The sequence below is a fragment of the Pseudarthrobacter sp. 01T43 genome (assembly GCF_056398665.1).
In genome coordinates, this window is the sequence record NZ_JBFTPV010000013.1 from 72,904 (window position 1) to 95,821 (window position 22,918).

Annotated in this window: 24 protein-coding genes; 16 read left to right on the forward strand and 8 right to left on the reverse strand. The window is 65.6% G+C overall.

Annotated elements, in window-relative coordinates; genetic code table 11:
* The first annotated feature begins 123 nt into the window (after positions 1 to 123).
* The 10 genes from ftsH (at position 124) to AC1DIM_RS13095 (ending at position 9,134) form a co-directional block, all read left to right on the forward strand.
* Positions 124 to 2,190, forward strand: coding sequence for an ATP-dependent zinc metalloprotease FtsH (gene ftsH, locus AC1DIM_RS13050; RefSeq protein WP_477710911.1), 2,067 nt, complete (start codon positions 124 to 126; stop codon positions 2,188 to 2,190).
* A gap of 9 nt (positions 2,191 to 2,199) precedes the next feature.
* Entirely contained in the window at positions 2,200 to 2,844 is a 645-nt protein-coding gene (gene folE / locus AC1DIM_RS13055) for a GTP cyclohydrolase I FolE (protein WP_477710912.1), read from the forward strand.
* 10 nt (positions 2,845 to 2,854) lie between these two features.
* On the forward strand, positions 2,855 to 3,775 hold the full coding sequence (gene folP, locus AC1DIM_RS13060; RefSeq protein WP_477710913.1) for a dihydropteroate synthase: 921 nt from the start codon (positions 2,855 to 2,857) through the stop codon (positions 3,773 to 3,775).
* A gap of 13 nt (positions 3,776 to 3,788) precedes the next feature.
* Positions 3,789 to 4,148 carry a dihydroneopterin aldolase gene (gene folB, locus AC1DIM_RS13065; RefSeq protein WP_477710914.1) on the forward strand — a complete coding sequence of 120 codons (360 nt, stop codon included), beginning with the start codon at positions 3,789 to 3,791 and terminating at the stop codon, positions 4,146 to 4,148.
* A complete protein-coding gene (gene folK / locus AC1DIM_RS13070) occupies positions 4,145 to 4,684 on the forward strand; it encodes a 2-amino-4-hydroxy-6-hydroxymethyldihydropteridine diphosphokinase (protein ID WP_477710915.1) in 540 nt (179 codons plus the stop codon). Before folB ends, folK begins: the two co-directional genes overlap by 4 nt.
* 2 nt (positions 4,685 to 4,686) lie before the next feature.
* The gene (locus AC1DIM_RS13075; RefSeq protein WP_477710916.1) at positions 4,687 to 5,220 is read left to right on the forward strand and encodes a DUF3180 domain-containing protein; all 534 of its coding nucleotides are present in this window, start codon (positions 4,687 to 4,689) and stop codon (positions 5,218 to 5,220) included.
* On the forward strand, positions 5,201 to 5,713 hold the full coding sequence (locus AC1DIM_RS13080) for a PH domain-containing protein (protein WP_477710917.1): 513 nt from the start codon (positions 5,201 to 5,203) through the stop codon (positions 5,711 to 5,713). The genes AC1DIM_RS13075 and AC1DIM_RS13080 overlap by 20 nt, the downstream gene beginning before the upstream one ends.
* A gap of 68 nt (positions 5,714 to 5,781) precedes the next feature.
* Positions 5,782 to 7,323 (forward strand): PH domain-containing protein, encoded by a 1,542-nt coding sequence (locus AC1DIM_RS13085; protein WP_477710967.1) that lies wholly within the window; start codon positions 5,782 to 5,784, stop codon positions 7,321 to 7,323.
* Positions 7,316 to 8,206, forward strand: coding sequence for a Rossmann-like and DUF2520 domain-containing protein (locus AC1DIM_RS13090; RefSeq protein ID WP_477710918.1), 891 nt, complete (start codon positions 7,316 to 7,318; stop codon positions 8,204 to 8,206). Before AC1DIM_RS13085 ends, AC1DIM_RS13090 begins: the two co-directional genes overlap by 8 nt.
* Before the next feature lies 1 nt (position 8,207).
* Positions 8,208 to 9,134 (forward strand): 4-phosphopantoate--beta-alanine ligase, encoded by a 927-nt coding sequence (locus AC1DIM_RS13095; RefSeq protein WP_477710919.1) that lies wholly within the window; start codon positions 8,208 to 8,210, stop codon positions 9,132 to 9,134.
* A 202-nt stretch (positions 9,135 to 9,336) separates the two neighbouring features.
* Here the strand turns inward: AC1DIM_RS13095 and AC1DIM_RS13100 are convergent, their stop codons facing one another.
* A complete protein-coding gene (locus AC1DIM_RS13100; protein ID WP_477710920.1) occupies positions 9,337 to 9,618 on the reverse strand; it encodes a hypothetical protein in 282 nt (93 codons plus the stop codon).
* A 130-nt stretch (positions 9,619 to 9,748) separates the two neighbouring features.
* On the opposite strand from AC1DIM_RS13100, the gene AC1DIM_RS13105 reads away from it, so the two are divergent.
* Positions 9,749 to 10,369: a TetR/AcrR family transcriptional regulator gene (locus AC1DIM_RS13105; RefSeq protein WP_477710921.1), complete on the forward strand. Its 621-nt coding sequence runs from the start codon at positions 9,749 to 9,751 to the stop codon at positions 10,367 to 10,369.
* A 186-nt stretch (positions 10,370 to 10,555) separates the two neighbouring features.
* Positions 10,556 to 11,137 (forward strand): type 1 glutamine amidotransferase domain-containing protein, encoded by a 582-nt coding sequence (locus AC1DIM_RS13110; protein WP_477710922.1) that lies wholly within the window; start codon positions 10,556 to 10,558, stop codon positions 11,135 to 11,137.
* A gap of 79 nt (positions 11,138 to 11,216) precedes the next feature.
* Here the strand turns inward: AC1DIM_RS13110 and AC1DIM_RS13115 are convergent, their stop codons facing one another.
* The 4 genes from AC1DIM_RS13115 to AC1DIM_RS13130 all read right to left on the reverse strand — a co-directional run bounded on the left by AC1DIM_RS13115 (position 11,217) and on the right by AC1DIM_RS13130 (position 16,247).
* A complete protein-coding gene (locus AC1DIM_RS13115) occupies positions 11,217 to 12,440 on the reverse strand; it encodes a glycerate kinase (RefSeq protein WP_477710923.1) in 1,224 nt (407 codons plus the stop codon).
* A gap of 1 nt (position 12,441) precedes the next feature.
* Positions 12,442 to 13,932, reverse strand: coding sequence for a C4-dicarboxylate transporter DctA (dctA, locus tag AC1DIM_RS13120; protein ID WP_477710924.1), 1,491 nt, complete (start codon positions 13,930 to 13,932; stop codon positions 12,442 to 12,444).
* A 119-nt stretch (positions 13,933 to 14,051) separates the two neighbouring features.
* Positions 14,052 to 15,149 (reverse strand): tartrate dehydrogenase, encoded by a 1,098-nt coding sequence (locus tag AC1DIM_RS13125; protein WP_477710925.1) that lies wholly within the window; start codon positions 15,147 to 15,149, stop codon positions 14,052 to 14,054.
* A gap of 213 nt (positions 15,150 to 15,362) precedes the next feature.
* Entirely contained in the window at positions 15,363 to 16,247 is an 885-nt protein-coding gene (locus AC1DIM_RS13130; protein WP_477710926.1) for a LysR family transcriptional regulator, read from the reverse strand.
* Between the two features lie 126 nt (positions 16,248 to 16,373).
* Here AC1DIM_RS13130 and AC1DIM_RS13135 point away from each other — a divergent pair, with 126 nt between their 5' ends.
* The gene (locus AC1DIM_RS13135; RefSeq protein ID WP_477710927.1) at positions 16,374 to 17,876 is read left to right on the forward strand and encodes a DHA2 family efflux MFS transporter permease subunit; all 1,503 of its coding nucleotides are present in this window, start codon (positions 16,374 to 16,376) and stop codon (positions 17,874 to 17,876) included.
* 67 nt (positions 17,877 to 17,943) lie between these two features.
* On the opposite strand, the gene AC1DIM_RS13140 is transcribed toward AC1DIM_RS13135, so the two are convergent.
* From AC1DIM_RS13140 to AC1DIM_RS13150, 3 genes are all read right to left on the reverse strand, one after another.
* Positions 17,944 to 18,777 (reverse strand): alpha/beta fold hydrolase, encoded by an 834-nt coding sequence (locus tag AC1DIM_RS13140; RefSeq protein WP_477710928.1) that lies wholly within the window; start codon positions 18,775 to 18,777, stop codon positions 17,944 to 17,946.
* Positions 18,778 to 18,811: 34 nt separating this feature from the next.
* A complete protein-coding gene (locus AC1DIM_RS13145; protein WP_477710929.1) occupies positions 18,812 to 19,675 on the reverse strand; it encodes an alpha/beta hydrolase in 864 nt (287 codons plus the stop codon).
* A gap of 63 nt (positions 19,676 to 19,738) precedes the next feature.
* Complete coding sequence (locus AC1DIM_RS13150) at positions 19,739 to 20,623, reverse strand: alpha/beta fold hydrolase (RefSeq protein ID WP_477710930.1); 885 nt, start codon at positions 20,621 to 20,623, stop codon at positions 19,739 to 19,741.
* Between the two features lie 67 nt (positions 20,624 to 20,690).
* Between AC1DIM_RS13150 and lysS the strand changes: the two genes are divergently transcribed.
* The 3 genes from lysS (at position 20,691) to AC1DIM_RS13165 (ending at position 22,867) form a co-directional block, all read left to right on the forward strand.
* Complete coding sequence (gene lysS / locus AC1DIM_RS13155) at positions 20,691 to 22,223, forward strand: lysine--tRNA ligase (RefSeq protein ID WP_477710931.1); 1,533 nt, start codon at positions 20,691 to 20,693, stop codon at positions 22,221 to 22,223.
* Between the two features lie 2 nt (positions 22,224 to 22,225).
* Positions 22,226 to 22,405, forward strand: a complete 180-nt coding sequence (locus AC1DIM_RS13160) for a hypothetical protein (protein WP_477710932.1) — start codon at positions 22,226 to 22,228, stop codon at positions 22,403 to 22,405.
* Positions 22,406 to 22,537: 132 nt separating this feature from the next.
* Entirely contained in the window at positions 22,538 to 22,867 is a 330-nt protein-coding gene (locus AC1DIM_RS13165; RefSeq protein WP_477710933.1) for a histone-like nucleoid-structuring protein Lsr2, read from the forward strand.
* The last annotated feature ends 51 nt before the right edge of the window (positions 22,868 to 22,918 follow it).

Below are 22,918 nucleotides of genomic sequence, written 5' to 3' on the forward strand. Positions count from 1 at the left end.
TGGCCGGCACCGTGCGTGAATTACTCCGGACGGTGTATAGCTAGTAGCTGATGCAGCACCACACGCGCGTAGACCACTCGCCGTGCAGCACTACCAGGAGGGACGGGGCCAGCCCCCGAACAGATGAAAGCTAAGAGTTTCTTCAAGGGCCCGGGCATCTGGATCGTCGTTGTGATCGCCATGCTCCTCGTGGCCTTTGCAACGCTGGCTCCCGGCGGTGCGGCACGGATCGATACCGACAAGGGCCTTGAGCTCCTCGCCGCGAACGGCAAGGTTGAGCAGGCAAAGATTTTCGACGGCGAGAACCGTGTTGACCTGGTCCTGAAGGACAGTTACAGCGTGGACGGACAAGACAAGGGCAAGAGCGTCCAGTTCTTCTATGTTGACGCCCGCGCAGGCGACGTCGTCAAGGCCGTTACTGACTCCAAGCCGGCCAACGGGTACACGGACCAGCCGATCGAGAGTAACTGGTTCTCCGGCCTGCTCTCACTCCTGATCCCTGTCATCCTCCTCGGCGCACTGTTCTGGTTCCTGATGACCCGCATGCAGGGCGGCGGCTCCAAGATCATGCAGTTCGGCAAGTCCAAGGCCAAGATGGTCAGCAAAGACATGCCGCAGGTGACCTTTGTGGACGTCGCCGGTGCTGACGAGGCCGTGGAGGAACTTCAGGAAATCAAGGAATTCCTGCAGGAGCCGGCCAAGTTCCAGGCTGTGGGCGCCAAGATCCCCAAGGGTGTGCTGCTTTACGGCCCGCCCGGAACCGGCAAGACCCTCCTGGCCCGCGCCGTCGCAGGTGAAGCCGGTGTTCCGTTCTTCTCCATCTCCGGCTCGGACTTCGTTGAAATGTTCGTCGGCGTCGGCGCCTCCCGCGTCCGCGACCTTTTCGAGCAGGCCAAGGCCAACTCGCCAGCCATCATCTTCGTGGACGAGATCGACGCCGTCGGCCGCCACCGCGGTGCCGGCATCGGCGGCGGCAACGACGAACGCGAGCAGACCCTCAACCAGTTGCTGGTGGAGATGGACGGCTTCGACGTCAAGACCAACGTCATCCTGATCGCTGCCACCAACCGCCCGGATGTCCTGGACCCCGCCCTGCTGCGCCCGGGACGCTTCGACCGCCAGATTGGTGTGGACGCGCCCGACATGATCGGCCGCGACCAGATCCTGCAGGTGCACGCCAAGGGCAAGCCGATGGCCCCGGGCGTTGACCTGAAAGCCGTGGCCAAGAAGACCCCCGGCTATACAGGTGCTGACCTGGCCAACGTGCTCAACGAAGCCGCCCTGCTGACTGCGCGCTCCAATGCAAACCTCATTGACGATCGCGCCCTGGACGAGGCCATTGACCGCGTGATGGCCGGCCCGCAGAAGCGCAGCCGCGTCATGAAGGAGCACGAGCGCAAGATCACCGCGTACCACGAAGGCGGCCACGCACTGGTGGCAGCGGCGCTGCGGAACTCTGCGCCGGTCACCAAGATCACCATCCTGCCCCGCGGGCGCGCCCTGGGTTACACCATGGTGGTACCGGATAACGACAAGTACTCCGTGACCCGTAATGAGCTGCTGGACCAGATGGCCTACGCCATGGGCGGCCGCGTGGCGGAGGAAATCGTCTTCCACGACCCCTCCACCGGCGCCTCCAATGACATCGAAAAGGCCACTGCCACGGCCCGCAGGATGGTCACCGAGTACGGCATGAGCGAGCGGGTTGGTGCCGTGCGCCTGGGCCAGGGCGGCGGCGAGCCCTTCCTGGGCCGCGATGCCGGCCACGAGCGCAACTACTCGGACCAGATCGCCTACGTTGTGGATGAGGAAGTCCGCCGCCTGATCGACCAGGCACATGACGAGGCCTACGCGATCCTCACCGAAAACCGCGACGTCCTGGACCAGCTGGCCCTGGAGCTCCTTGAACGGGAAACCTTGAACCAGGCAGAGATCGCTGACATCTTCAGCGACATCCGCCTGCGTGACTTCCGCGAAGTATGGCTGTCAAAGGAATCCCGGCCGGTCCAACAGGCCGGTCCTGTGGAATCCCGGCTGGAAAGGGCGGAGCGCGAAGCCCAGGAAGAGGCCAAACGGGCCCGCCTGGACGAGCCGTTGGACGCCCAGCCTCCGCACTCGCAGGGTGTCCCCGAGGATGCTCCTTTCCAAGGCGGCATTCCCGACTCTGGGCCTGACGCCCTGCGCGGCTAAGCTTCTTCTGTGAACCACATCGACGACGACGACGCGCCCTCCTTCGCCGGACACCCGGCGGACGACGGATCCCACCACAACAAGCATGAGAAAGTGGACCGGCCGCGGATCGAAGCTGCCGTCCGCGAGATCCTGCTGGCAATCGGTGAGGACCCTGACCGCGGCGGGCTCGTGGACACGCCCCGGCGGGTGGCCAAGGCCTATGCCGAGGTGTTCGCGGGGCTGCACCATGATCCCGCGGACGTCCTCTCCACCACCTTTGACCTGGACCACGAGGAACTGGTCCTGGTCAAGGACATTCCCTTCTACTCCACATGCGAGCACCATCTGGTGCCATTCCACGGGGTGGCCCACGTGGGCTACATCCCCTCGCATGAGGGAAAGGTGACCGGCCTCAGCAAGCTGGCACGCCTCGTGGACATCTATGCCCGCCGTCCGCAGGTGCAGGAGCGCCTCACCACGGAAATCGTCGAAGCGATGGTCGCCCACCTCAAACCCCGTGGCGCGATCGTCGTTGTTGAATGCGAGCACATGTGCATGTCCATGCGCGGTGTCCGCAAGCCCGGAGCGAAGACCGTCACCAGTGCGGTACGCGGGCAGCTCCATGACCCGGCCACCCGTGCCGAGGCCATGAGCCTCATCCTCGGAAGGTAAGTATCAGACCATGGACTCACTAGCTGCAGCCCCGGGAACCGGGCCCGCGACCTCCCCGCTGCCYATCCTGCGCAAACCGCGCCCGGCMGCGAAATTCGCMGACCTGCCCACCGACCGCACACTGGTCATGGGCATCCTGAACGTTACTCCGGACTCCTTCAGCGACGGCGGCAAGCACGCTACCGCGGACACCGCCATCGCGGCCGGCCTGCGGATGTTTTACGCGGGCGCGGACATCATCGACGTCGGCGGCGAATCGACCCGCCCCGGCGCCTTGGATGTCAGCCCGGAGGAAGAACAGCGCAGGGTGGTCCCTGTCATCGAGGCCCTGGTCAAGGCCGGCGCCCTCGTTTCCATCGACACCACGCACACGTCCACGGCGGCGGCAGCGCTGAAGGCCGGGGCCGCCATCATCAACGATGTCTCCGGCCTCACCATGGAGCCCGAAATGGCAGAACTGGTGGCCTCGTCCAAAGCGCCCTACGTCCTGACGCACCGCCGTGGCGATGCCCGCACCATGAATTCGCTGGCCGAGTACAAGGATGTTGCCGGCGAAGTGGTGGCCGAACTGGCAGGCGTGCGCGACAAGCTCCTCGCCGCCGGCGTGAGCCCGGAGCAGATCATCGTTGACCCCGGCCTGGGTTTCGCGAAGAACGATGCCCAGAACTGGGAGCTCCTGCAGAACCTGGACCAGCTGGACAGCCTGGGGCACCGCGTCCTGGTTGCGGCATCCCGCAAACGCTTCCTGGCTACCCTGCTCACCGTTGCCGGCAAGTCCGCCGCCCCGGAGGAGCGCGACGCCGCCACCGCGGCCATTACGGCCATCAGTGCCTTCCGCGGCGCCTGGGCCGTCCGGGTGCACGACGTCGGGCCCAGCCTTGACGCGGTTAAGGTTGCTTCGCGCGTGGCAGCTGCCCGCGCCACTCACTAGGGCCGGGGGACCCATGGACAGGATTACGCTGAGCGGTGTCACCGCCGTCGGCCATCACGGCGTGTTCGATTTTGAGCGCCGGGAGGGCCAGCCCTTTGTGGTGGACGCGGTCCTGCACCTGGACTTCGCCAAAGCGGCGGAATCGGACGACGTCCGGGACACCGCGCATTACGGTGAAGTGGCCGAGCGGATCAAGGACTGGATCACGGGGGAGCCGTTGAACCTGATCGAGGCCCTGGCCGTCAGGATTGCCGATGACCTGCTGGACCGGTTCAACATCGGGGCCGTGGACATCACTGTCCATAAGCCGCAGGCGCCCATCGAGGTGCCCTTCGGTGACGTGGCCGTCAGCGTGCACAGGGAGAGACCATGAGCGCCGGTTACACCAAAGCGGTCCTGGCCCTCGGCAGCAACCTGGGCGAACGGAACGACACCCTGTCCGGTGCGGTCGCGGACCTTGTGGACCCGCCGGAGGTGCGCCTGCTGGCTGTTTCTCCGGTGGTGCAGACGAAACCGGTCGGCGGCCCGGCCGGGCAGCCCGACTTCCTGAACATGGTGATGACAGTGGAAACCACCCTGTCCCCGGAGGCGCTCCTGGAGCACTGCCACGCGGTGGAGAACAAGCACCTCCGCGTACGTGATGTGCGCTGGGGGCCCCGGACACTCGACGTCGACATCATCACGTACGGCGACGTCACCAGCGACAGTCCGGACCTGACCCTGCCGCATCCCCGTGCTGCCGAGCGCGCCTTTGTCCTGTACCCCTGGTCCCTCATCGACCCTGCGGCAACGCTTGGCGGCGAACGGATCGGTGAGTTGGCCGCGCGCGCAGCGGATTTTGCTGACATCGTGCCGTTCGACGGTTTCGGTGACTACGACGGCGTCCCTACCGCCGGGGCGGTGGAATAGCAGTGAAACCCATCAGCCCTGGACGGCTCCTGCTGATCGGCCTGGTCCTGACCATCGCCGGCTGGTCAGCCACTGTGGTGACCACGCGCTACGGTCTGGCCACCCCCGTGCTCCCGGTGACTGCCCTAGCCACCATGGCCGTCATCGTTGTCATCACGCTGATTCTTGGCATCCGGGTCCTTCGCTGGCGCAACAGCACCAAACGCAAGAAAGCACTGGACCCCATCCTCGCCGCGAGGACCCTGGTGTTGGCCCAGGCCTGCGCCTATGCGGGTACGGTCCTCCTCGGCTGGCACGTGGGAATCTTCCTGGACCAGCTGCGCGTCTGGAACCTTCGCAGCGACCAGGGGATCACGTGGGTGGCCATCGCCGTGGCCGGCGGAGGCCTGGTGATGATCGTGGTGGGCCTGCTGGTGGAGCGGTTCTGCAGGATCCCGCCCGAGGACACGGACGCAGGGGTCGGCGATGGAAAGAACGGCCGCGCGGCGCGCGGAGAGGCAGCAGGGGAGGGGGAGTATGCCTACCGAGGCGATTGATCCGACGGGCATCACCTGGCAGCGGGTGTCCCCAAAGTACGTCAAGGTCCGGCTGGTGGAGTGGGCCATGGGCAATGTGCTCGCGGTGATTGTCCTGAGCCTGCCCCTCGCCTTCGTCCTGCTTGGGTGGTGGCGGTGGCCACCGCTGTGGCTGGCCGTCACGGTTCCCGCGGCGACGCTGGTCCTGGCCGTGTGGCGGCTGGTGCTGATTCCGCGACAGGTGCGCGCCATCGGCTATGCCGAACGGGATGACGACCTGCTGATCCGCGGCGGCATCTTCTTCCAGCGCACCATGGCAGTTCCCTACGGCCGCATGCAGTACGTGGACATAGGGGTGGGTCCCGTTGAGCGCGGGCTGCGGCTGTGCACGCTGAAGCTCCACACCGCCTCGCCCGGCACCAACGCCACTATCCCCGGCCTGCCCGCCGAGGAGGGGGCACGCCTGCGCGAGCAGCTCGCCGCCAGGGGCGAAGCCAGGCTGGCAGGGCTGTGACCGCTGACCTTCCGGAGCGCGGCGCGCCGGATGTTTCCGTCGCAGCACCGGATTTTTCCGGCGCAGCGCTGGATGCTCGCACCGCAGCGACGGGGGCGCCTGCCCCCGAACCCGGAGTAGCGCCCGACGGCGAGTGGCTGCGGGTGCACCCGGCGTCGCCTTTTGTCCGCGGCTGGGTGGCGCTGGCGGCCATCGGGTTCTTCTTCGGGCGGGACAGCTTCGAACGGCTGCTGCAGGGCCGTGCCCTCATCGAGGACGACTTCGCCGGCCGTGCGCCCTGGTTGGTGGCCGGGGGCGGGATCATGTTGGTGTTGGCCGTTCTGGGCTTCATCCTGGCCTGGTACTTCACCAAATACCAGGTGTCCGGGGGCTACGTCAGGGTCAACTCCGGCTTCCTCTTCCGCCAGCAGCGGCAGGCCCGGCTGGACCGCGTGCAGGCCATCGACATCGTCCAGCCCCTGCTGGCCAGGATCTTCGGCCTGGCAGAACTCAAGTTCGAGGTGGCCGACGCCGGCGAATCCGCCGTCAAGCTCGCCTACCTGCGGATGGACGATGCGCGGCAGCTCCGGGCCACCATCCTGGCACGTGCCGCCGGGGTGCTCCCCGACCCGGCCCGGCCACTGGAGGCCCCGCCCGAGGCGCCCGAATTTCCGATGCTGTCCGTGCCGCCGTCGCGCCTTTTTGGTTCGCTGCTCCTCAGCGAGCAGAGCGTCGGTGTGGTGCTGGGCGGCGTCGCCTCCGTGATCCTGTCCGCCGTGACGGACAACCGCAGCTTTTACTTCTACCTGATCCCGGCGGCGCTGGGCCTTGCGGCCAGCTACTGGGGCTCGTTCAATAAGGGTTACAACTTCACGGCGGCAATTTCGCCGGACGGGATCCGGCTCCGCTACGGGCTGCTGGATACGCAGGCGCAGACCCTCCCGCCCGGCAGGATCCAGGCCCTGAAGGTGGTTCAGTCACCGCTCTGGCGCATCTTTGGGTGGTACCGGATCCAAGTCAATGTCGCCGGCTACGGTGCGCCGGGCAGCAACGGTGAGTCAGCCTCACGGACCACGCTGCTGCCGGTCGGCAAGCTTCCCGAGGTGATGAGCATGCTCGCACTCGTCCTGCCGGATCCGGGGACGCCGGAGCCCGGACGCATTTTTTCGGCGGGGCTCGGCGGAGTGGATTCCGACGGCGGGTTTATCACCACGCCCCGCCGAGGCCGGTTCCTGGCGCCGTTTGCCTGGCGCCGCAACGGGTTCGCCGCTACTGAGACGGCCCTGCTGATCCGCTCGGGCCGGTGGTGGCGGGAACTGGTGATGGTCCCGCACCAGCGCACGCAGTCGATGGCGATGCACCAAGGTCCAATCGCCCGTCGGTTCCGCCTGGCGGACGTGGTGCTCCACACCACTGCGGGGCCGGTGGCGCCCCGCCTGACCCAGGCGGGGCTGGACGAGGCGCGGACCCTTTTTAATGAACAGTCCGCGCGCGCACGCCTGGCCCGCAAACGGCAGACCAGCGAACAATGGCTCGCCCAGGTGGCCCCCTCCCTGGAAGGTGAGCCCGCTCCGGGGGAGCGATTGGGGAGCGAAACCATCAACCAACAGGAGAGCACCAGCCGTGGCTAAACCGGGGCGCCTTGGCGTCGGAATCATCAGCGCAGGCAAGGTCGGTGCCGTACTAGGGGCGGCGCTCCGAGCGGCGGAACACGCCGTCGTCGGGGTTTCCGCGGTGTCCGATGCCAGCCGGGAACGGGCGGAAGCTCTGCTCCCCGGCGTCCCGGTACTGGAAATCCAGGAGATTGTGGAGCGCGCCGAACTGGTCCTCCTGGCCGTGCCGGACGACGCACTCGCCAGCCTGGTGGAGGGCCTCGCCAAACTTGGGGCCTGGCAGCCAGGCCAGCTGGTGGCGCACACATCGGGCAGGTTCGGGGTCGGGGTACTGCGCCCGGTAAGGGCCGCCGGAGCGATCCCGCTGGCTTTGCATCCTGCCATGACGTTCACGGGTATGAGCCTGGACCTGACCCGCCTGCTTGACTGCACCTTCGGGGTGACCGCCGACGCCGCGATGCTGCCCATCGCGCAGGCGCTGGTGGTGGAGATGGGCGCCGAGCCTGTTGCCATCGCCGAGGCGGACCGGACGCTCTATCACACGGCCCTGGCCCACGGTTCGAATCATCTGGTCACACTCGTGGCGCAGGCATCCCAGTTGCTGCGGGACGTGGGCGTGGACGCGCCGGACCGGATGCTCGGGCCGCTTCTGCGCGCCACGCTCGAGAACGCGCTGGCCTCCGGCGAATCCGCACTGACGGGGCCGGTGGCCCGCGGTGACGTGGGGACCGTGGCGGCTCACGCTGAGGCGCTGCGCGAGTACGACGCCGGGGCGCACGGCGATGTTCTTGAGGCCTACCTCGCCATGGCCCGCGCCACCGCGCGGCGGGCGGAAAATCGTGGGCTGCTCAAAACGGATCAACTGGGGGCCATCCGATCGGCCCTGGAAGAAGGAGACTGACGTGGCTACCCAAGTGGTACGGACAGCGGCGGAACTGCGCGGGGCCAGTGCCCGCATCCTGGCCGGGAAGGAGGGCAGGTCCCAGGGCCTGGTGCCGACCATGGGCGCTCTCCACGAAGGGCACGCCCGGCTGGCGCGGACCGCCGTCGAACAAAACGACGTTGTGGTGGCCTCCATCTTTGTGAATCCGCTGCAGTTCGGCGATGCGGTGGACCTTGACCGGTACCCGCGGACACTCGAAGCCGACGTCGCCCTGCTCGAAGCGCAAGGCGTGGATCTGGTGTTCGCGCCCTCGGTGGAGGAGGTTTATCCCGGCGGGGAGCCGCTGGTGCGCGTAACGGCCGGCACCCTTGGGGAAAAATGGGAGGGTGCATCACGGCCCGGGCATTTTGACGGCGCCCTCACCGTCGTTGCCAAGTTGCTGCACTACGGCATTCCGGGCGCGGGCCTCCCGCCCGCAGGCGCGTTCGCGTCCGGCGGTGGCGGGCTGCCCGCCTACCGTGCCTACTTCGGGCAAAAGGACGCGCAGCAGTTGGCTCTGGTGCGGCGGATGGTGGCAGACCTGAATTTCCCTGTGGAGATCGTTGCGGTGCCCACGGTCCGCTCCGAAGAGGGCCTTGCCCTCTCAAGCCGCAACCGTTTCCTGTCCGACCAGGAGCAGCAGGCAGCCCTGGTGCTTTCCCGCGCCCTGCGGCTGCTTGAGGAGCGGGCCAAAGACCACGAGCCGCTGGACCTTGATTCAGCCCAGGCCATGGTGGCATCCCAGCCGCTGGTGGAACTCGACTACTTCGACGTGGTGGACCCGCGGACGCTCGAACCCCTCGCCGAGAACTGCCGGAACGTCCCCTTCCGCGGCGAAGGCCTGGCGCTCATCGCGGCCAAGGTAGGGCCGGTCAGGTTGATCGACAATGCGCCGCTGAGTTCCTGATCCCTGCCTGTCCGGGTCCAAAGGCCGGACCATCGGTGCGGGCGGGGACATTGCATGAAGTGTTCAACCGGCTGCGCAGCCGCGCACGAGCCAACAGCCAGAGCTGCCAGGCAACCGCCAGGAGCATTGTGGGCCGTAGCCTGACCCTGTGAGCCGCACACCGTGCGGAGACGATTTGCGCGCAGGGCGGACGCGCGCCGCCCTACAAAGCTGATTCACCCGGGGCGTCCCGGTTGACCATCAACTGCTGAAGGAGTGCACGCTCCGGCCTGCCCGGGTTTTGTGCCACGCAGCGGCGAAGCCTGGCCCTCGCCAGTTCCTCACCCGGATCCGTTCCGCTGAGCACTTCATCGATGATTTCCTGCGCCTGCCACCGAAGGGACTCGCGGGCGAATTGCCGCACCTCGGCCGACGCCGCCGTGGTTTCAATCCACGGGTCCGGGTCGTTGCATGGGATAAACTCGAACGTTCGCTCTGCTGACATTGGGGCCTCCTTGCACCAGGCCGACGGGCCTTGGAAGGGCTCCCCTCGGCGTCAACGCACTTGTGTCTGAAAAAACATTACATGGAGTAAGAACGGTCTGTCTGCACCTAGGAGTAAAGTAAATATCACGATGATTTCCGATGGAGAAGCCGCACTGCAGCCGGCGGAAAGTATTGCGGCGGCCGCGATTCGTCCCGCCGATTCCCGGGAACGAATCCTCGCCGTGGGCTACGAACTCTTCTCCCGACGCGGAGTGCGGGATGTCGGGGTCAACGAACTGATCGAACGCTCCGGCGTGGCCAAGGCAACGTTCTACCGGCACTTCCCGTCCAAGGACGCACTGGTTTTGGCGTTCCTGGAATTACGGGACCAGCTCTGGACTGTGGACGCCATCGTTGGCCAGGCCAAGCTTCGTGCCACCAAGCCTACGGAACAGCTGCTGGCCATCTTCGATGTCTTTGGCGAATGGTTCCGCCGGGATGATTTCGAAGCCTGCTCGTTCATTAACATCCTGCTGGAGATGGGCCCTTCACATCCGCTGGGCCTGGCCAGCATCGATTACCTCGCCAGGATCAGGGGCCATGTGCAGGCCCTCACGGAGCAGGCAGGTCTGGACCGGCCGGAGGATTTCGCCCGGTCGTGGCACATCCTGATGAAGGGCTCCATCGTCTCTGCCTCTGAAGGCGATACGCAGGCGGCCAGGCGGGCCCAGCAGATGGCCGGCTGGTTGATCCAGCACCACAGCAGCTGAAGCCCACGCGTCAGCAGCGATCTCCCGGAAACACGGCGCGATTCTGTTGAGCGGCTGTCGTCCACGAATACTCAGCTTGCTGATCACTTGGTGCTTGCCTAGGCTGGATGCTGTCAGGCACACAACTCTCGAAGCAGTAATCCCGATGTGGAAACACTTCCGGCGCGCTTCGGCGAAGGAGGAACAATGTCAGAACACAACAACACCGGACACAAAATCACGGGCAAGAAGGTCGCCTTCCTGCTGACGGACGGCGTGGAGCAGATCGAGCTCACCAGCCCCTGGCAGGCAGTCAGGGACGCGGGCGGCGAACCGACGTTGGTAGCTCCGGGCAGCGGACGCCTGCAGGGCTACAACGGGACGGACAAGGGCGATACCTTCAACGTCGACCTGGTGGTGGCAGAGGCCGACGCGTCGGACTTTGACGCMTTGGTGCTCCCGGGCGGCGTAGTGAACGCCGATCATCTCCGGGTGGACAAGGACGCGCAGAACTTCACCCGCAGCTTCTTCGAGCAGCACAAGCCGGTCGCTTCGATCTGCCATGGACCGTGGCTCCTGATCGATGCCGGTGTGATCCGCGGCCGCAACGTAACGTCGTACCATACGCTCCAGACCGACCTGAAAAACGCTGGCGCGAACTGGAGTGACGAGGAAGTGGTGGTGGACCAGGGCCTGGTGACCAGCCGTAACCCGGATGACCTCCCTGCCTTCAACAGCAAGCTTGTGGAGGAAATCTCGGAAGGCCAGCACGCCGGCCAGACCGCCTAGCGCCGTCGTCTGCCCGGCCGTTTAACCATGGCCGGGCCGGCTGACCAGTCTGCTTTAACTGTCAGCCGTGGGCCGGCAGCTAAAGCAGGCTGGCGCCGATATCCCGGCCGATCCGCCTGAGCAGCGCCGCGGACAGTTCGGGATCCTTGGAAGAGTCCAGATCCGTATACTCGGTGAGCGTGTAAACGCTGGTGAGCGCCAAGTCGGACCAACGCTCGCGCGGGAGCAGTGAGCGCCCCGCGACAGCGATGATTGGCCGGGCGCCGGAACGGCGCGCGACGGCGGCCGGCAGCTTTCCCGCCAGAGTCTGTTCGTCGATGCTTCCCTCGCCGGTGATTACCACGTCGCACCCGTCCTTGCGGCTGTTGAAGTCCAGCAGGTCCAGGAAGAAGTCGGCCCCCGAGACCTGCCGCGCCCCGAGCAGCAGGCAGGCGAAGCCAATTCCGCCCGCGCTGCCTGCGCCCTCATGCCGCGCCAGCGCCGCGGCGTCCGGGAACCCGGCTTCTGTGAACTCGGCGTCCGGGAACCCGGCTTCTGTGAACTGGGCGACTGGGAACCCGGCATCTGTGAAACCAGCCTCGGTCAGCCGGGCCACAAGATGCGTGAGGCCTTCCTCGAGGGCCCGGATTTCGGCTGGTCCCGCCCCTTTTTGGGGGCCAAAAACGGCCGGTGCGCCCTGGGGTCCGAGGAGCGGGTTGTGCACATCGCTGGCGATGATCAGCTCGGTGCCGGCCAGTTCAGGGAGTGCTGCCCGGTGGATGGAGTGGATCCGGGCCAGCGCACTGCCGGAACCGTTCAGCTGCCGTCCGTCCGCGTCCCGAAAGGTAAATCCGAGCGCCGTCAGCATCCCCATGCCGCCGTCGGTGCTGGCACTGCCGCCGAGCGCCAGCACTATGGTGGCCGGGTTGAGGCTGAGGGCAAACAGGACTGCTTCGCCGAAGCCGCGGCTGGACGCTGCCATGGCTTCGAGCCGTCCGCCGGGCAGGAGTTCCAGGCCGCAGGTGTTGGCCACCTCCACAACTGCCGTGACGCCGTCGAACGCTATGCTCGCCTGGACCGGCTGACCCGTGGGTCCGGCCACGGTGGGGCTCCGGCGTCCGAAGCCGGAGGCGACGGCGGCGTCCACACTGCCGTCACCTCCGTCCGCGAGCGGAAGGAGCTCGCAGTGGACCGTCCCGGCGCCGGTTGCCGACCGGAGTCCCGCGGCCAGGGCTTCCGCCACCTCGCCGGCCGTGAGGCTGCCTTTGAACTTATCGGGTGCGATGAGGGTCCGGACGTTTTTCGGGGCGGTGGTGTTGTTCATGTCAGACGGATTCCGAGTAGGCAGGACGGCGGTCATTGGTTGTGGAAGGCTCGACGGCGGTGTGTGCCGCGGGTGCCGGACCTTCCGCCACCGCGTGCTTGGGCGCGTGGTGGCCGTATTCAGTGAGGTCCTCGTCGAGGTCCGCCTCCTCGTCCACATGGATGGGGTCTTCGGCGGGCATAGGCTCTACGTGTTCTCCGGCGAAGACCCGGCGGGCCCGGTCGGCGTCCAGGGTGCGGTCCCACCAGGCGACGAAGAGGGTGGCCACGGCGTTGCCGGTGAAGTTCACCAGGGCCCGGCATTCGGACATGAACTTGTCGATGCCGAAGATGAGCATGATTCCGGCGGCAGGGATGGTGCCGAGCGTTGTCAGGGTAGCGGTCAGGGCGATGAAGCCGCCGCCTGCCACTCCGGCCGCGCCCTTGGAGGTCAGCAGCATAACGGCGAGCAGGCCCAGCTGCTGGCCGATGCTCAGGTGGGTGTTGGTGGCCTGTGCGATGTAGAGGGCAGCGAGGGAGAGGTAGATCGCGGCGCCGTCGAGGTTGAAGCTGTAGCCCGTGGGCACCACCAGGCCCACTGTCTCTTTTTTGACGCCGGCATGCTCCAGCTTGCGCATCAGGCCAGGCAGGGCGGGTTCCGCTGTGGAGGTGCCCAGGATAAGCATGTATTCCTCTTTGAGGTGGCGGATCATGGTGAAGATGTTCAGCTTCAGGAAGGCCATCACCGAACCGAGGACCACCACAACAAAGAGGATCGAGGTGACGTAGAACAGGGCGATCAGCCCGCCCATGCTGGTGAGCGAGGAGACGCCGTACTTGCCGACGGCAAAGGCCATGGCGCCGAAGGCGCCGAGCGGGGCTGCCTTCATGATGAAGCCCAGGACCTTGAACATCACGCCGGTGAGTCGCTGGACGCCGTCCAGGACGGGTGCGCCCACCTTGCCTAGGGCGTTCAGGGCGATGCCGAAGACGACGGCGATGAAGATGATCTGGAGGATGTCGCCCTCAACGAAAGGGCCCACAATGCTGTTGGGGATGATATGGGTGAGGAACTGCCACCACTCCTGGTGCTGGCCGGCGTCGATCAGCTTGGCCGCGGAATCCGACGTCTTAATCGTGCTGGCGTCCACATTCAGGCCCTCGCCCAGGCGGAAGATGTTGATGGCCACCAGGCCGAAGATCAGGGCGAAGATGGTGCCCACCTGGAAATAGGTCAGGGCTTTCAGGCCGGTCATGCCGACCTTTTTCAGGTCGGCGACGCTGGCGATGCCGCCCACGATGGTCAGGAATACGATGGGGCCGATGAGCATCTTCATCGAGCTCACGAAGGTGGTGCCGATCGGTTCCATGGCGATGCCGGCGGTCGGCGCGAGCCAGCCGACCAGGATGCCGACGACAATGGCTGTCAGTACCCAGAAATATAGCTGCCGGTACCAACGTGTTTTGGGGGCCGGAGCTGCTGCAGCCGGGCCCGTGGTGGTGCTGTAATCCATGATTCCTACCTCATTGTGGAATATCGCTGGAGCGAAACTTGGAGGGACTTCCGCGAACGACGGCGGCGAGCTGGCCGCCGTCGTACGTTCCGTTCAGGGGCGCGTCCGGAAGCCGGACGTTACACCGCGGCGGGTGTGAGCGTGAGTGCCTTGATGATGGCCTCGGTGACGTCGTCCGTCCTGGCGTCGCCGCCGACGTCGCGGGTCAGGTGGCCGGAGCCGGTGGCCGCCTCGATGGCAGCCTCCACCCGGCGCGCCTCCTCGTGCAGGCCGAAGTGGTCCAGCATCAGGGCGGCGCTGGCGATGGCGCCGATCGGGTTGCTGATGCCCTGGCCGGCGATGTCCGGCGCGGAGCCGTGGACGGGTTCGAACATAGACGGGAAGCGGCGTTCCGGGTTCAGGTTGGCGCTGGCGGCGAGGCCCAGGCTGCCGGCGAGTGCGGAGCCGAGGTCGGAGAGGATGTCTGCGTTCAGGTTGGATGCGACCACCACGGAGAGCTCTTCGGGCTTGAGGATGAACTTGGCGCTCATGGCATCCACCAGGACGCTTTCGGTCTGCACGTCCGGGTAATCCAGTGCCACGCGGTTGAAGACTTCGTCCCAAAGGACCATGCCGTACTGCTGGGCGTTGGACTTGGTGACCGACGAAACCTTCTTGACCGTGCGGGTCCGGGCGATGTCGAAGGCGAAGCGCATGATGCGCTCGCAGCCCTTCTCGGTGAACAGCGCGGTCTGCAGGGCCACTTCGTTGCCGGGGCCGCGGCCGCTGAGGTTGCGGCCGCCCAGGCCGGCGTATTCGCCTTCGCTGTTCTCGCGGACAACAACCCAGTCAAGCTCGGTGTTGTCTGCCTTCCGCAGCGGGGACTGGATGCCGGGCAGGAAATTCACGGGGCGGATGTTGGCCCACTGGTCGAAGTTCTGCGTGATGTTCAGGCGCAGGCCCCAGAGGCTGATGTGGTCCGGGACGTTTTCCCAGCCGACGGCGCCGAAGTAGATGGCGTCGAAATCCTTGAGCGCTTCCAGGCCCTTCGGGTCCATCATCTGGCCGGTCTTCTCGTAGTAGCCGCAGCCCCAGGGGAACTCGGTCCAGTCGAAGGCGAACTTGCCGTTGGAGTTCTCCGCAAGGGCTTCAAGGACGCGGCGCCCGGCGGAAACGACTTCCTTGCCCACGCCGTCCGCGGGGATGGATGCGATGCTGAATTTCTGGGTGGCGCTCATGTGCCTACCTCCTCGTTGAGTTTGTTAGCAGTGAGCCTGTAATCCGGGCCACACTGTTCTTCCTCTTCAAGTAGACGGTCGGTGGGCAGGCAGCGTCCAAGACCAAGATCCGATCCGCTAGATAGGTTTTACCTACCTATGAATCCATCGATTGCTCCAACACGGCCCTTATGAGCACTCAAAAGGGCCGTGTTGGAGCAGTCGATGGGGAATCTAGTCGACGTGCTCAGCCGCCACTTTCAGGAAGGCCTGCGCTGCCGGCGTCAGGCCATCTATCCGACTCAGGATGGCCACATCGAGGTGGGACATCGGTTCGATCAGCAGCGTACGGAGCCCGGCTTTACGGGCGGTGGGCGCCCAGGACGAGGGCATCACAGCGTGCCCGACGCCGGCCAGCACCAGGGGCAGGATGGAGGTCCGGTGCGCCACCTCGACGACGATTTCTACCTTGACGCCGCGCGCCAGGGCATCGTCTACCAGCCAGCGCATCAATGAACCGCGCTGGCTGGCGATCAGGCGGTGGCCGCCGAGGTCTTCGCGCTGGATGGCCGGCCCCGGGCCGAAGGTGTCCGCCTGGGGATTAACGATCAGGATGAGTGGCTGGCGCTCGAGATCGAGGACGTTGACGCCCGGTACCCTGATGGGCGTGGAGGATCCGGCCAACCCGATTTCCGTGCTTCCGCCGCGGACCGATTCGATGACTTCTTCCGGGGTGAACGCAGCGCTGACGTTGAGCCGGACGGCCGGGTGGACCCGGGTAAAGCCGGCGATCATCGACGTCAGCGGTTCGATGCCGGGGGACGGCATGGTGACGATGTCGAGCTTTCCACTGCGGACGCCCCGCAGGGCCTGAACGGCTGACTGTGCGGCGTCCAGATCCCGCATGACCAGGCGGGCCGGGCCCACCAGCTCCTTGCCCGCCTCGCTGAGCACAGCCCTGCGGCCGATGCGGTGAAAGAGCGGGACGCCTAACTCCTTTTCCAGGCTGGCGATGGTCTGGGACAACGACGGCTGGGCGATCAGCAGGTGCTCCGCAGCCCGGTTGAATCCGTCATGGTCAACAACGGCCAGGAAATACTTCAGTTTCCGGGTGTCCACGCGAAACAGCCTACGCGCAGTTAAGAAAAAACCGGTGCGCAGGAATGACTGCGGCGAGTAAAGTGTTTGAATCTGCAGCGACGATGCTCGCGCGCCACTTCATTCTTACTCCCTGAGGGAATACCCATGTCTACAGAAGTCTCTCCGAACGCCTCCGGCCCGCCGGGCCAGCCGGGCAAATCCGGCCGAACCGGCCAGGCGCCGGCGTCGAAGTCCTCCGCACCGGAGAAACTGTCCCGGGAGTCGGTGACCATCATCGCCACCCTGCTTGTGGCGACCTTCGTGGTGATCCTCAACGAAACCATCATGAACGTTGCCCTGCAGCGGCTGATGGTCGACCTCGGCGTGGATGCGCCTACGGTGCAGTGGCTCTCCACCGGCTTTATGCTCACCATGGCGGTGGTCATCCCCACCACGGGGTTCATCCTCCAAAGCCTGTCCACCCGTGCCGTTTTTATGCTGGCCATGGGCCTGTTCGCCGCCGGCACCGCGCTGGCTGCCGTGGCGCCCGGCTTTGAGATCCTGCTCCTGGCGCGCATCATCCAAGCCAGCGGCACGGCCATCATGCTGCCACTGTTGATGACCACCATCCTCACGCTGGTCCCGCTGGGCCGGCGCGGTGCCGTGATGGGCAACGTCAGCATCGCGATCTCCGTGGCGCCGGCCATGGGGCCCACCGTCTCCGGGCTGATCCTGGAGCACTTCACGTGGCGCTTTATGTTTGTCTTCGTCCTGCCGGTGGCACTGGCCGCCTTGGCCATCGGTGCGAAGTACCTGACGAATGTGGGTGAAACCGAGAAGACGAAGCTTGACTTCCTCTCGGTACTTCTCACAGTTCCCGCGTTCGGCGGCTTGGTGTATGGCCTGAGCCAAATCGGCGGCGGCCACGGCGGCCAAAGCGGACCGGGCACAGCCGCCATCGCCGCGCTGGTTATCGGCGTGGCCAGCCTGGCTGTTTTTGTGCTCCGTCAGCTCAGGTTGCAGAAGGCGGATGCTCCGCTGCTGGATCTGCGCGCGTTTAACTTCCGTATGTTCACGGTGTCCGTGCTGCTGATGGTGGTGGCCATGATGGCGCTGTTCGGCGCCGTGATTCTGCTGCCGCTCTACCTGCAGGAAATCCGCGGCCTCGGTTCCCTGGAGACCGGCCTCGCGCTGCTGCCGGGCGGACTGGCGATGGGCCTGCTGGGCCCGTTCATCGGGCGGCTGTTCGACAGGGTGGGCCCGCTGCCGCTTACCGTGACGGGCTCGGTCCTGATGGTGGTGACCTTGTGGCAGTTCTCCATGCTCGACGCCGGCACTCCGGTGTGGTGGATCATCACCCTGCACGTCCTCCTGAGTTTCGGCCTGGCGCTGCTGTTCACGCCCGCTTTCACTACCGGCCTGAACCCGCTGCCACCGCACCTCTACTCCCACGGCTCCGCCATCATGAGCACCTCGCAGCAGGTTGCCGGTGCCGCCGGCACGGCGCTGCTGGTGTCCATCTTTGCGGTGGTGTCGGCGTCGTCCGGGCTGGTGGCGGGCATGAGTGCCGCCTTCCTGACGGCAACTGTCATAGCCCTTGCCGCCGTCGTGCTTTCCGCGATGATGCGCAAAACAGAAGGTGTCGCGCCCGGTCACGCTGCCCACTAACCCAACTAGGTAGCAGCACATGTCCCTATGAGCGCTCGAAACGACATGTGCTGCTACCTACTTGGGGTCAGCCCGCGAAGAACTCGCTGAGTTCGGTGATGAGCTTGTCCGGCGCCTTGATCACGCCGTCGTGGCCGAATCCCGGCAGGATGGTGTAGCTGGAACCGGACAGGACGTCGTGGATCTGGCCGCACGCCACACCGAAGTAGGCCGGGCTCTTTTCGCCCACCACAATGAGGGTCTCCAAGGGCAGCGCCAGGAAGGGCTCGGCTGGCATGTCCGCGGCGATGATGGCCTTAATTTCCCGGACGCCCGTGCGCATCATGTCGCGCATCTGCTTCCCGAGGTGTGTCCCTGCCGTGAGCTTGTTGGCGATGGTGAGCATGGAGAGCGGCATCCGGGAGAAGGCGCCGCCGGTTTCCAGTCCCTTGGTGAGGACGGCCAGGGCGCGGTCGTCGTCGCCGGCGGCGGTTGCGCGCTCGTACTCGGGTGTCCAGTCGGCCGTGACACTGTGGTTCACGGACACGGCAGGATCATAGACGGCCAGGCGCTCCACGGGAAGGGTCCGGGCGGCGTGCAGGGCTAGCGCGCCGCCGAAGCTGTGGCCGAACACGTCAGTGCTGGACGTGTGTTTCATAACGGCGTCCAGGTCCCGGATGTCCGCATCCAGGGTGTAGTCCAGAGCCTGCGGCGACGAAGAACCCCGGCCGCGGCGGTTAAAGGTGTGCACCGGCCGGCCAAGGGCGGCGCTGAGTTTCTGGGCAAACCGGGTGTAGTCGGCTGCGGTCACCATGGAAGCCGGAACCACAACCACGCCGGAGCCGGCGGAAGCCAGTTCCGTACCCGTGGTGAAGAGCTCCAGGGTGCCGCCGTCGGGGGTCTTGATGTTCTCGCGCGTCATGATCCGAGCCTAGCCGAGCAACCTGCGGAATGCCTTAGCCCTTGAAGTACTCGGCGATGTCGGTGACCAGTTCCTTCACCGCAGCCGGGATGGAGCCGTGGAAGCCTTTGGGGGACAGCTCGAAGGTGCTCCCGGGGACCGCGGCGTGAAGGCGCTGGGCGGTGACCTTGTAGTAACGCGGGCTCTTGCCTCCCACCATGAAGTGTGTGTTGGCGGGCAGCACGGCGAAGTCCCGGGCATGCTCCGCCTCGTTGTAGGCGGCCCGCAGCTCACCCACGCCCGAGGGCATCAGCTCCCGCGCCATTTTGTTGACCTTCGTACGGGACACCAATGCCATGAGGCCGGCCAGGACAGGTTCGGGGACCTTTGACAATGCGGTGCCCGGCTCCATGCCCATCTTCAGGCGGGCCATGGCATGCCCCAACTTGCCAGCGTTGACCGCAGCTTCAAAGTCGTCCAGCCAGGAGGTATCGATGCTGCCGTCGATGTTCACGGCTGCGTCATAAACCGCCAGCTTGTCAGGCTCGTGCGGCGTTCCCGCGAACTCCTGGACGGCGTTCAAGGCCACCGATCCGCCCAGGCTGTGGCCGAGCAGGTTGCGGGCGCCAGTTGCTTCCATGATGGTGCGGACGTCCGCGATTTCCGTGGCCATGGAGTAATCGGCCGGCTGCTCCGTGGACTTGCCCCTTCCCCGCCGGTCGTAGACGTCCACGGCCCACCCCTCGCCCAATCCCTTGGCTAACTCCATCGAGAACGGCCGGTAAATCAGTGCAGTCAGGAAGGCCCCGCCGATCACCACCACCCGGTGTTCTCCCGGCGCATCCTCGGTGCCGTAGCTGTACAAAGCCAGCCTGCCGCCGTCGTGCGTGGGGACTTCCTGCTCTTTCACGGTTACCATCCTAGGCGGACGGTGCTGCGCCCCGGCTGAACCCCGGCTGAGCCCAAGCTGAGTTCCGGCCTGCTACCGGCGCCGGCCCAGCTTCTGGATCTGGCCGTCGCTGGCATTGATGAACCGGGCAACCCGCACGGCCAGTCCCTTGCCGGGCCGGATAGGCCCCTCATGCAGCTGCCCGGGGACCACGCGGAACTCGATGGACGGCACAGCGGACGCCAACCGGCGGCCGGTCTCCGCGAAGTACGCCGGGCTCCAGCCACCACTGAGCATCAGGATGGGGGTGGTGAGTGCCGTGAAATCGTCCAGATCGGCGTCGGCGTCGAGCACGGCGCGCATTTCCTTCACTGCTGTAGGCAGCAACTGGCGCATCTCCGTCCCGAGGTTTGTCCTGGCGGACAGGATGCTCAGCATCCGCAGCGCGCCCAGCGGCAGGTACGACAGGGGCCCGGCGGTACCCAGGCCCTGGACCAGATGGGCCCAGGCATGGTTCAACTGGCCTGCGATGACGGCGTCCTCAAGCTCAGGCCGCCACCGGTGGCTGAGGTTTCCGGACAGCGAGACCGCCGCGTCATAGGTCACCAGCCTGCCGATCGGCAGGGTCCTTGCCGCCTGCAGCGCCACGAAGCCGCCGTAGCTGTGCGCCACCACGTCCGTAGAGCCGGTCTTGTCCATGACCGCAGCGAGGTCGCTGACTTCGGTTTCCGCCGAGTAGTCATCCGGCTGCGGCGAGGAGCCCGCCCGGCCGCGCCGGTTGTAGCAGTGCACGGGGCGGCCCAGCAGGAGGCTAAGTTTCCGCGCAAAGGGGCGGTAGAGGGCGTCGGTGACCAACGTGCCGTGGACGATTACGACGCCGGGAGGTCCCGCCGTCGTCGGGTCCTGTTCCGCAGGGGTGAGGAACGAATGCACATCCAGGCGTCCGCCGTCCGCCGTTTCTAGTTTCCAGGACTCCACAGCCCGAGTCTATGCCCGTGCACCCGCCGGACCCCGGCCGGCTGAACTCCCGGTAAACTTGGGGATTGTGACTTCCCAAAACACCCCCACCCCCAAAAACGCCCCAGAGCCCCTCGATGCCAGCGAGCAGATGCGCATCCGCATGGAGAAGCGCGGCAAGCTGATCGAGCGCGGCATCGAGGCGTACCCGGTGGGTGTTGAGCGCACACACTCCCTGACCGAGATCCGCGAAAAGTACGCGCACCTCGAAGCGGACGACGCCACCGGCGATGTCGTGGGTGTCACCGGCCGCGTTGTGTTTGTGCGCAACACCGGCAAGCTTTGCTTCGCCACCCTGCAGGAGGGCGGTGTTGACGGCAAGGGCACCCGGCTTCAGGCCATGCTCAGCCTTGTCAATGTGGGCGAGGAAGCGCTCGCGGACTGGAAGGCCCTGGTGGATCTGGGTGACCACGTGTTCATCAAGGGCGAGGTGATTTCCTCCCGCCGCGGTGAGCTGTCCGTGATGGCGGAGTCCTGGTCCATGGCCTCCAAGGCTCTGCGCCCGCTGCCGGTGCTGCACGCGGAACTGAACGAGGAAACCCGTGTCCGGCAGCGGTATGTGGACCTGATGGTGCGCGACGAAGCCCGCGAAATGGTCTACACCCGCGCGTCGATCACCCGGTCCATCCGCGAGAGCCTCCACCGCCGCAACTACGTGGAGGTGGAAACCCCCATCCTGCAGCTGGTTCACGGCGGCGCCCTGGCACGCCCGTTTGAGACGCATATGAACGCGTTCGACCAGAAGATGACCCTGCGCATCGCCACCGAGCTGTACCTCAAGCGTGCTGTGGTGGGCGGGATCGACCGTGTCTACGACATGGGCCGCGTCTTCCGGAACGAGGGCGTGGACTCCACGCACAGCCCCGAATTCACCACCCTTGAGTGCTACGAAGCCTGGGCGGACCAGTTCGTCATGGCTGACCGCATCAAGGAAATCATCCTCGACGCCGCTGACGCCGTGGGTGCCGGCCGCACCCTCCAGACCGAAGCCGGGGAGATTAACCTCGACGGCGACTGGGCCTGGGTTTCGGTCTACCCGGGGCTTTCCGACGTCGTTGGCCAGGAAGTTACTCCGGAGACGCCCGTTGAGGTGCTGCGTGAGATTGCGGCGAAGCACGAGGTCAAGGTGGACCCGAAATGGGACGCCGAGAAATTGGCCGTGGAACTCTTCGGCGAAATCGTGGAACCCACGCTGTTGAACCCCACCTTTGTTTACGATTACCCGCCGTCTGCCCAGCCGCTGGCGCGGCCGCACCGGGAAGACGGCCGGCTGATCGAGGCCTGGGACCTCATTATCGGCGGTATGGAACGCGGCACTGCCTTCTCCGAACTCATTGATCCTGTCATCCAGCGCGAGCGGCTCACCGAGCAGTCACGGCACGCGGCTGCGGGTGATGACGAGGCCATGCAGCTGGATGAGGACTTCCTCCGCGCCCTCGAATACGGCGCCCCTCCCATGGGCGGAATCGGGCTGGGAATCGACCGCCTGGTCATGCTGTTCACCGGAGCCGGAATCCGTGAAACCATCCTGTTCCCGCTCCTGAAGCCCGAAGGGCACTGATTATGGAATATGTAGCTGTACTGCTGCCCTCATTAGTGGTGGGCCTGATCTTCTGGTTCGCCATGAAATCGATCTTTAATGCCGACAAATCCGAGCGGCAGGCGGAAGCGCGTGCCCAGGCCGAGGCCGACGCGAGTACCGATAAGCCATTGAACGGGCCGGATACCCGGGCGGATAGATAAACCGGCGCTACTTTCTGTGATTATCCACAGCGGTGATTTGTCACTTTGACGTAGTGGCATAAAGAGGTTCATACTTTTTGTAGAAACATCCTGCTTTTCTGCAAACCCGAACCTCAAAGAGGAAGTCTTTAAATGGCACAGAAAGTAAACATCATCCTCGTAGATGATCTGGATGGGGGATCCGCGGACGAGAATGTCCGGTTTGGCCTTGACGGGGCCAGCTACGAAATCGATCTGTCGGCCGCAAATGCAGCCGAACTCCGTTCGAGCCTGGAGCGCTTTATTGGCGCCGCCCGTAAAACATCGGCGGGTCGTACTTCCCGCACCAAGGCTGCTGTGACGGGTCGCGGCAATGATTCCGCCCAGATCCGTCAGTGGGCGCGTGATAACGGCTACACGGTCAACAGCCGCGGCAGAATTCAGGCTGAAATCCAGGAAGCCTACCAAAAGGCCAATTCCTAGGGGCTGCGTCCCTTTGCAAGCAAAGAACCCTGTTTCGCCTCGCGGCGGGAC